5 protein-coding genes are annotated in these 7,098 nt (G+C 54.5%); 4 read left to right on the forward strand and 1 reads right to left on the reverse strand.

What is annotated here, in order from left to right:
- Nucleotides 1–79 precede the first annotated feature (79 nt).
- Entirely contained in the window at nt 80–1,267 is a 1,188-nt protein-coding gene (locus INT33_RS12855; protein ID WP_192539249.1) for an acetyl-CoA C-acyltransferase, read from the reverse strand.
- 125 nt (nt 1,268–1,392) lie between these two features.
- Between INT33_RS12855 and INT33_RS12860 the strand changes: the two genes are divergently transcribed.
- From INT33_RS12860 to INT33_RS12875, 4 genes are all read left to right on the forward strand, one after another.
- The gene (locus tag INT33_RS12860) at nt 1,393–1,956 is read left to right on the forward strand and encodes a TetR/AcrR family transcriptional regulator (protein WP_192539250.1); all 564 of its coding nucleotides are present in this window, start codon (nt 1,393–1,395) and stop codon (nt 1,954–1,956) included.
- 236 nt (nt 1,957–2,192) lie between these two features.
- Nucleotides 2,193–3,863: an AMP-binding protein gene (locus INT33_RS12865; RefSeq protein ID WP_193092049.1), complete on the forward strand. Its 1,671-nt coding sequence runs from the start codon at nt 2,193–2,195 to the stop codon at nt 3,861–3,863.
- A 20-nt stretch (nt 3,864–3,883) separates the two neighbouring features.
- Nucleotides 3,884–4,651, forward strand: a complete 768-nt coding sequence (locus tag INT33_RS12870; protein ID WP_193092050.1) for an SDR family NAD(P)-dependent oxidoreductase — start codon at nt 3,884–3,886, stop codon at nt 4,649–4,651.
- 247 nt (nt 4,652–4,898) lie between these two features.
- A complete protein-coding gene (locus INT33_RS12875; RefSeq protein WP_193092051.1) occupies nt 4,899–6,704 on the forward strand; it encodes an acyl-CoA dehydrogenase C-terminal domain-containing protein in 1,806 nt (601 codons plus the stop codon).
- Nucleotides 6,705–7,098 lie beyond the last annotated feature (394 nt).

The raw sequence follows: 7,098 nt of genomic DNA on the forward strand, positions 1-7,098 counted from the left end.
TTTGAACTTCGAAGAGTAGGGTAGCCTGACTAGGGCCAACGCCTTTCGGATAGAAAGGCGTTGGCTAGCACTTGGCGTATCAGTCTATCAGTTCAACCGCGACTGCCGTCGCTTCGCCTCCGCCAATACATAAGCTCGCAATGCCGCGTTTACCGCCTTTTGTGCGCAAGGCATGAATAAGGGTGGCAATAATTCGTGAGCCGGTTGAGCCAATCGGATGGCCTTGAGCACAAGCGCCACCAAACACGTTTACCTTTTCGTGCGGTAAGCCTAAATCATCCATTGCCATCAGCGTGACGATGGCAAAAGCTTCGTTGATTTCAAATAAGTCGACATCACTTACATCCCAGTCGAGCTTTTTCAACAGCTTTTCGATGGCGCCAACCGGGGCAATGGTAAATTCGCTCGGATGACGTGAGTGAGTGGCGTGGCCCAGCATTCTGGCCAGCGGCTTTGCGCCATGCCGGTCTGCCGCTGCCTGGCTTGCCAGTATGAGCGCTGAGGCGCCATCGGAGATCGAACTGGCATTGGCGGCAGTAATCGTGCCGTCTTTGGCGAAGGCCGGGCGCAGCTGGCGAATTTTATCCAGCTTGGCCTGAAAAGGCTGCTCGTCGTGCTCAACTCGCGTTTCGCCCTGGCGCGTGGATACCGTGACAGGCACCATTTCAGCCGCCAGATGGCCGGCATTCGTGGCTTCCATGGCGCGCTCAAGCGAGGCAATCGCGAAGTCGTCTAGGCGCTCGCGGCTATAGTCGCGCTGGGTCGCAATATCCTGGGCAAATACGCCCATCAGCTTGCCCGTTTCAGCGTCTTCCAGGCCGTCTAAAAACATATGGTCCTTGAGCTCGCCATGGCCTAGCCGATAGCCGCCGCGTGCCTTGGTAAGCACATGGGGCGCGTTGGACATGGACTCCATACCCCCAGCCAGAAGAATTTCACCGCTTCCCGCTTTAATCAGGTCATGGGCGAGCATGGCGGCCTTCATGCCTGAGCCGCATAGTTTGTTGATCGTAGTGGCGCCGCAGGCATCCGGAATACCGGCCTGGCGCATGGCTTGACGGGCAGGCCCCTGTTTAACGCCAGCGGGCAGGACGCAGCCCATGATGCCTTCATCGATAACGTCTGGCGTAATGCCGGCACGTTCAATGGCGGCGCGGATCGCCGCCGCGCCTAGCTCAGGGGCGCTCATGCTGGATAAGCTGCCCATCATGCCTCCCATTGGAGTCCGTGTGGCGGCAAGAAACACGATGTCGGTAGGGTTACTCATGATCTAACTCCTTTCAATTTATTATGATTATCAGGCTGAGTGGCAAGCGATGCGTTGACCCACTGGCGGGGCTGTGGTTTTCTCTGGGTAACCAAGCAAGCGCTAGTGTGAATTATATGAATGTAATGAATGCATCACCTCGCCGCAAGGAGCTAACGCGGCTGGCTGCTCAGCTATTTGTACAAGAAGGTTTTGATCGCACTACCGTGCGCATGCTGGCGCAGGAAATGGGAATTAAATCGGGCAGCCTGTTTCACCACTTTAAAGACAAGCAGGAAATTCTGGCCGCCGTCATTGAAGAGGGCACGCAGAATGCCCTGATGATCGCCCGTCAATCGATAGAGCGCTGCTCGGCTGACCCGGAAACCCGCTTGCGCGTCATGGCCCGTGCTCATCTGGAAACGCTGTTTGCGGATCGCAATGCGCATGTCGTCGCGCTTTTTGAATGGCGCCGGCTCGACCCGGCGGCCAGCGCGCATTTAAGCCATCTTCGAGATGCTTATGAAGCGCTTTGGGTACAGGTGATTGACGATGCGCTGGAGGCGGGGCTTATTCACGGTGATCGCTTTCTCGTCTCGCGGTTTGTGCTAGGGGCTTTGAACTGGACCGTACGCTGGTACGACCCTAACGGAGCGCGTACTCCGGATGACCTTGCCGATGAGCTGGTCGCCATGATCATGGCTCGCTAAAGCGTTACTCATTATTGATGCGCCGCTCTTGGCGAGTCTTACCTGTTTTTATTTTCCTCGACCAACGTATAAGCGTTAAAACGCTGTGGATAGCTTGCGCTTCCAGCGGATTGCTTTTAGCGTGTGAGTATCTCAAGGCTTCCGTTAACGTAAACTGAAAATAAAAAGTATAACGTAGAACGCTGCCTTCCTTCTGTATCAAGACTGCTCATTACCAACAACATAAGAGAGCCATCATGACAGAGATATCGGCATCACTTCCCGAGTATTCGGAGTACCTTAAACGTTTCTCAACTGATCAAATGATTGCCAGGTTAGATGACCGTCAGGACGGCAAGCTCAATGCCTTTGAAGCGTGCTGCGGCCGACATATTCGGGAAGGGCGTGGCGATGTGCTGGCGCTGGTACATGAAGATACTCAAGGGGTAACGCATACGTTGACGTATGCTGAGCTGGATCAACAAAGCTCCCACCTGGCTGGTTGGCTGCTCGCCCAAGGCCTGAAAGAGGGTGATCGCGTCGCCTGCATGTTGCCCCGCTCAGCGGCATTGCTAGTGGCCGTGTTGGCAACGTGGCGCATTGGTGCCGTTTATCAGCCGCTGTTTACGGCATTTGGCCCTGATGCGGTGGACTATCGGCTCGGCCGAGCCGACACCAAGCTGGTGATTACCGATCACGCTAACCGCTTTAAATTCGATGGTTTAAGCCAATGCCCGCCAATGCTCGCGGTAGGCGGTGCGACGCCTGAACATACAGATGACCAGGACTGGCAGGCTGCCCTGGCGCATGCGCCCATGACGAGTGAACCCCCCAGGCTTGATCCAGGCCAGCCTTTTTTGCAGATGTTCACCTCCGGAACCGTGGGGAAGCCCAAAGGCGTGGCCGTGCCCCTTTCGGCAATGACCGCCTTTGCGCTGTACATGGAACTTGCCATCGATCTGCGTAGCGACGACCGTTTCTGGAATATGGCAGATCCCGGCTGGGCCTATGGTCTCTACTATGCGATTGCCGGGCCGCTGCTGCTTGGCGTTACCACACATTTTTGTGAAGCGGGCTTTAGTGCCGAAGGCGCGCTCGATTTTATGAAACGCCACCGGATTACCAACTTTGCCGCCGCGCCCACCGCCTATCGTTTAATGAAGGCTTCAGGCCTTTTCGATGATGCCCATCAAACCTTGGAACTGCGCGCGGCGAGTTCAGCCGGTGAGCCTCTTAATACGGAGGTAGTCACTTGGGTAGAAAGATCGCTGGGCTGCTTGGTAATGGACCACTATGGCCAAACCGAAACGGGAATGACCTGCAACAATCACCATACTCTTGAGCATCCTAAGCATGTTGGCGGGATGGGGGTGCCTCTGCCTGGCTATCGCTTGGCGATTCTTGATGCGGAGTATAACGAGTTGCCTGCGGGGGAGCCGGGCGTTCTGGCTGTTGATATTGCCAAGTCTCCTGCGCATTTTTTCCAAGGCTACACCTGGCAGGAAAAAGACCCCTTCGTGAAGGGCTATTACTTAACCGGCGATGTGGTGATTCGTAATCAGGATGGCTCGTTTCAATTTGCGGGCCGTGACGACGACATTATTACTACCGCTGGCTATCGGGTAGGACCTACTGATGTGGAGAACAGCGTAATGACTCACCCCGCCGTGGCGGAGTCGGCGGCCGTTGGTCAGCCGGATGATATTCGTGGTGAGGTCATTAAATCCTACATTGTGCTGCGCGATGGCTATGAGGCCAGTGATGCTCTGGCTGAGGAAATTCGTCAGCAGGTACGTGAACGGCTATCGACCCATGCCTTCCCCCGCGTGATCGAGTTTGTGGAAGAGCTGCCTAAAACGCCTAGCGGTAAAATTCAGCGCTTCAAGCTGCGTGCTCAAGCGGCTGAGCAAGCCAGCCATAACAAATAATCAATTAAGGAAGAGTCATTATGCAGGTAAAGGAAGGCACGTTTTTGATAACCGGTGCCGCCTCGGGGCTAGGCGCTGCAACCGCTGAGCGGTTGGCGGCCGCTGGCGCCAAGGTGGTGCTCTGCGACTTAAATGACAGCGTCACCAGTCATGCCGCCAAGCTCGGCGAGCGAGCCAAAGCCTGTATGGCTGATATTACGTCTTCTGAACAAATGCAGCAGGCGTTCGATACCGCCGTTGCGTTCGGCGGGCAGAGCGGGCTTTCCGGGGTTATTCACTGTGCTGGTGTGGTCAGTGTCGCCAAGCTGGTGGATCGCGAGGGCAATCCTGCTGATCTTGAAGCCTATGCGAAAACCATTCACATTAATCTGGTAGGCACCTTTAACGTTATGCGTTTAGCGGCTGCGGCAATGGCGAAAAATACACCAACGCAAAGCGGTGAGCGTGGGGTGATTATTAATACGGCCTCTATTGCCGCTTTTGATGGACAAGTGGGGCAGTGTGCTTACAGCGGTTCTAAAGCGGGCGTAGTAGGGATGAGCTTGCCCGCTGCTCGAGAGCTTTCCCGGCATGCAATCCGTGTGATGGCAATTGCACCAGGTGTGTTCGAAACGCCGATGATGAGTGAAATTCCCGATGAGGCCGCCCAGGCACTCGCTGCCGCCGTGCCGTTTCCCAAGCGTCTGGGTAAGGCGGCTGAGTTTGCTCAGTTGGCCGAGCAGATTATTGTAAACCCGATGCTAAACGGAGAAGTAATTCGCCTGGATGGCGGTATCCGTATGCAGTAGCGGTATCCGTATCTGGTAATTATGCAGGGGTTGTTTAAACGAGAACTCGCCAGCGATTACGCTGGCGAGTTTTTGCTTTTTAAGTGGCTACTCATCAGTACTTCGACCAAAGAATGAGCCAAATCGGCGGTTAAATTCAAACGCTCGCTTGACTCGAAACGTGGGGAGCGCTAGTTTTCAAACATGTGTTTGAAAGCCGCTTCTAAACCTAGTGCTGCTTTCAGCCCCCCAGCTTTGGAGAAGTGCGATGCCCAGTTATCAGGCCCCTCTACGTGATATGCGTTTCGTAATGGACGAGATGCTCGATTACCCTGCGCATTACGCCGCATTGCCCAGCGGTGACGATGCTTCGTCCGATGTAGTAAGCGCCATCTTGGAAGAAGGCGCGCGTTTTGCGCGTGATGTACTACTGCCCATTAATCAAAGTGGTGATGAAGAAGGCTGCCGGCTAGAAGGGGGTGAGGTCAAAGCACCTAACGGTTTTAAAGAGGCGTACCAGCAGTATGTTGAAGGTGGCTGGCCCAGTCTGGCGGCCGACCCTGAGCATGGGGGGCAGGGGCTCCCACCGTCATTGGCCATGATGCTTTCGGAAATGATCTGCGCGACCAACCTGGCCTGGGGTATGTACCCAGGGCTTTCGCATGGGGCGGCCGACGCACTGCGTCACCATGGTACGGATGAGCAGCAAAGCACCTATTTAACCAAGCTGGTTGAAGGGGTGTGGACTGGCACCATGTGTTTGACTGAGTCTCACTGTGGTACTGATCTAGGTCTGATCAAGACCCGTGCGGTGCCTGCTGATGGGGACGCTTATACGCTTACCGGTACCAAGATATTTATTTCGGCCGGTGAGCATGACCTGGCAGAAAATATCGTGCATCTGGTGTTGGCGAAACTGCCTGATGCACCAGAAGGCTCGAAAGGTATTTCGTTATTTGTGGTGCCCAAGTTCTTACCCGACGCCGACGGCAACCCCGGAGAGCGCAATGGCGTCACCTGTGGCTCCCTTGAGCACAAGATGGGGATTCATGGTAACGCAACGTGCGTGATGAACTTTGATGGCGCGACCGGCTATCTGGTAGGTCCGCCCAATAAAGGGCTGGCGTGTATGTTTACCATGATGAACGCCGCGCGCCTGGGCGTGGGTATCCAGGGGCTTGGCTTGATTGAAGCCAGTTTCCAGAACTCGCTCAGTTACGCTCGCGACCGCCTGCAAATGCGTAGCCTTTCGGGTAAGCAGGCGCCAGAGAAGCCCGCTGATCCGATTATCGTCCACCCCGATGTGCGCCGTATGCTGCTAACGCAAAAAGCCTTTGCCGAAGGCGGACGTATGCTGGTGCTGTATGCCGCCCAACTGTTGGATACGGTGGAGCATGGCAAACCAGGTGAAGATAAAGAGCGTGCTGAGACCTTGCTCGGGCTGCTAACGCCTATCGTTAAAGCGTTTCTGACCGAAGTCGGTTTTGAAAGCACTAATGAAGGGGTACAGATTTTTGGCGGCCACGGTTTTATTAAAGAGTGGGGGATGGAGCAGCTAGTGCGCGATGCGCGTATTACTCGTCTCTATGAAGGCACTACCGGCATCCAGGCGTTAGACCTGCTGGGGCGCAAGGTGCTTATGAGTCAGGGCGAGTCGCTTAAGGTATTCACCAAAGAGATTCACAAGTTCTGTAAAGCCGAAGCCGATAATCCTGCTCTTAAGGAATTTATTACGCCGTTGGCCAAGCTCAATGCCGAATGGGGTGAGCTGACCATGGGAATTGGTATGAAGGCGATGCAAGATCGTGAAGAGGTAGGTGCAGCAAGTGTCGACTATCTGATGTATTCCGGCTATGTAGCGCTTGCCTACCTGTTTGCCCGTGCCGCGAAGCAGGCATCCATGTCTCTTGAAGGCGATGACAAGGCGTTTTATGCCGCCAAGCTCAATACCGCACGTTTTTACTATCAGCGGTTATTGCCGCGCACTAAAGCGCATGCGCAAATGATCCAGGCGGGTGCTACAAGTTTGATGGCCATCTCCAGCGAAGATTTCGGGCTGGGGTTTGAAATCTGATAGATAGCTAATGCATGACTAGCAGTTACATGCTGTTAGTGAAGTACTGTTAACTAAGTACTCTGTTCGGTGGTTTGCGGCAGGCTCATTGTGTGGAGCATCTCCATAAAACGAGTCTTGCCGCTTTTTTTATGGGCTGAGTGAACTTTTCGAAATAGTGCTTGCCAAAGTCCTGGCGAATCCGTAAAGTACGCATCCGCTGCCGGAGACGCCAAGCGTTACCAGCGGTAGATGAAGGTGAAAACCTTCGGTTTGTCAGGAGGTTAGCGAGATTTACGTCGCTCACTTCACTCGCTGAAAACAGCGGTTGACAAACGCCAGGAAATGCGTAGAATACGCCTTCCTCGCTGAGGCAAGCGGCTCCGGTCATCGAGTCGAATGTTGGTAACATTAA

Source organism: Halomonas colorata, assembly GCF_014897985.1.
In the GTDB taxonomy this organism is placed as follows: domain Bacteria; phylum Pseudomonadota; class Gammaproteobacteria; order Pseudomonadales; family Halomonadaceae; genus Vreelandella; species Vreelandella colorata.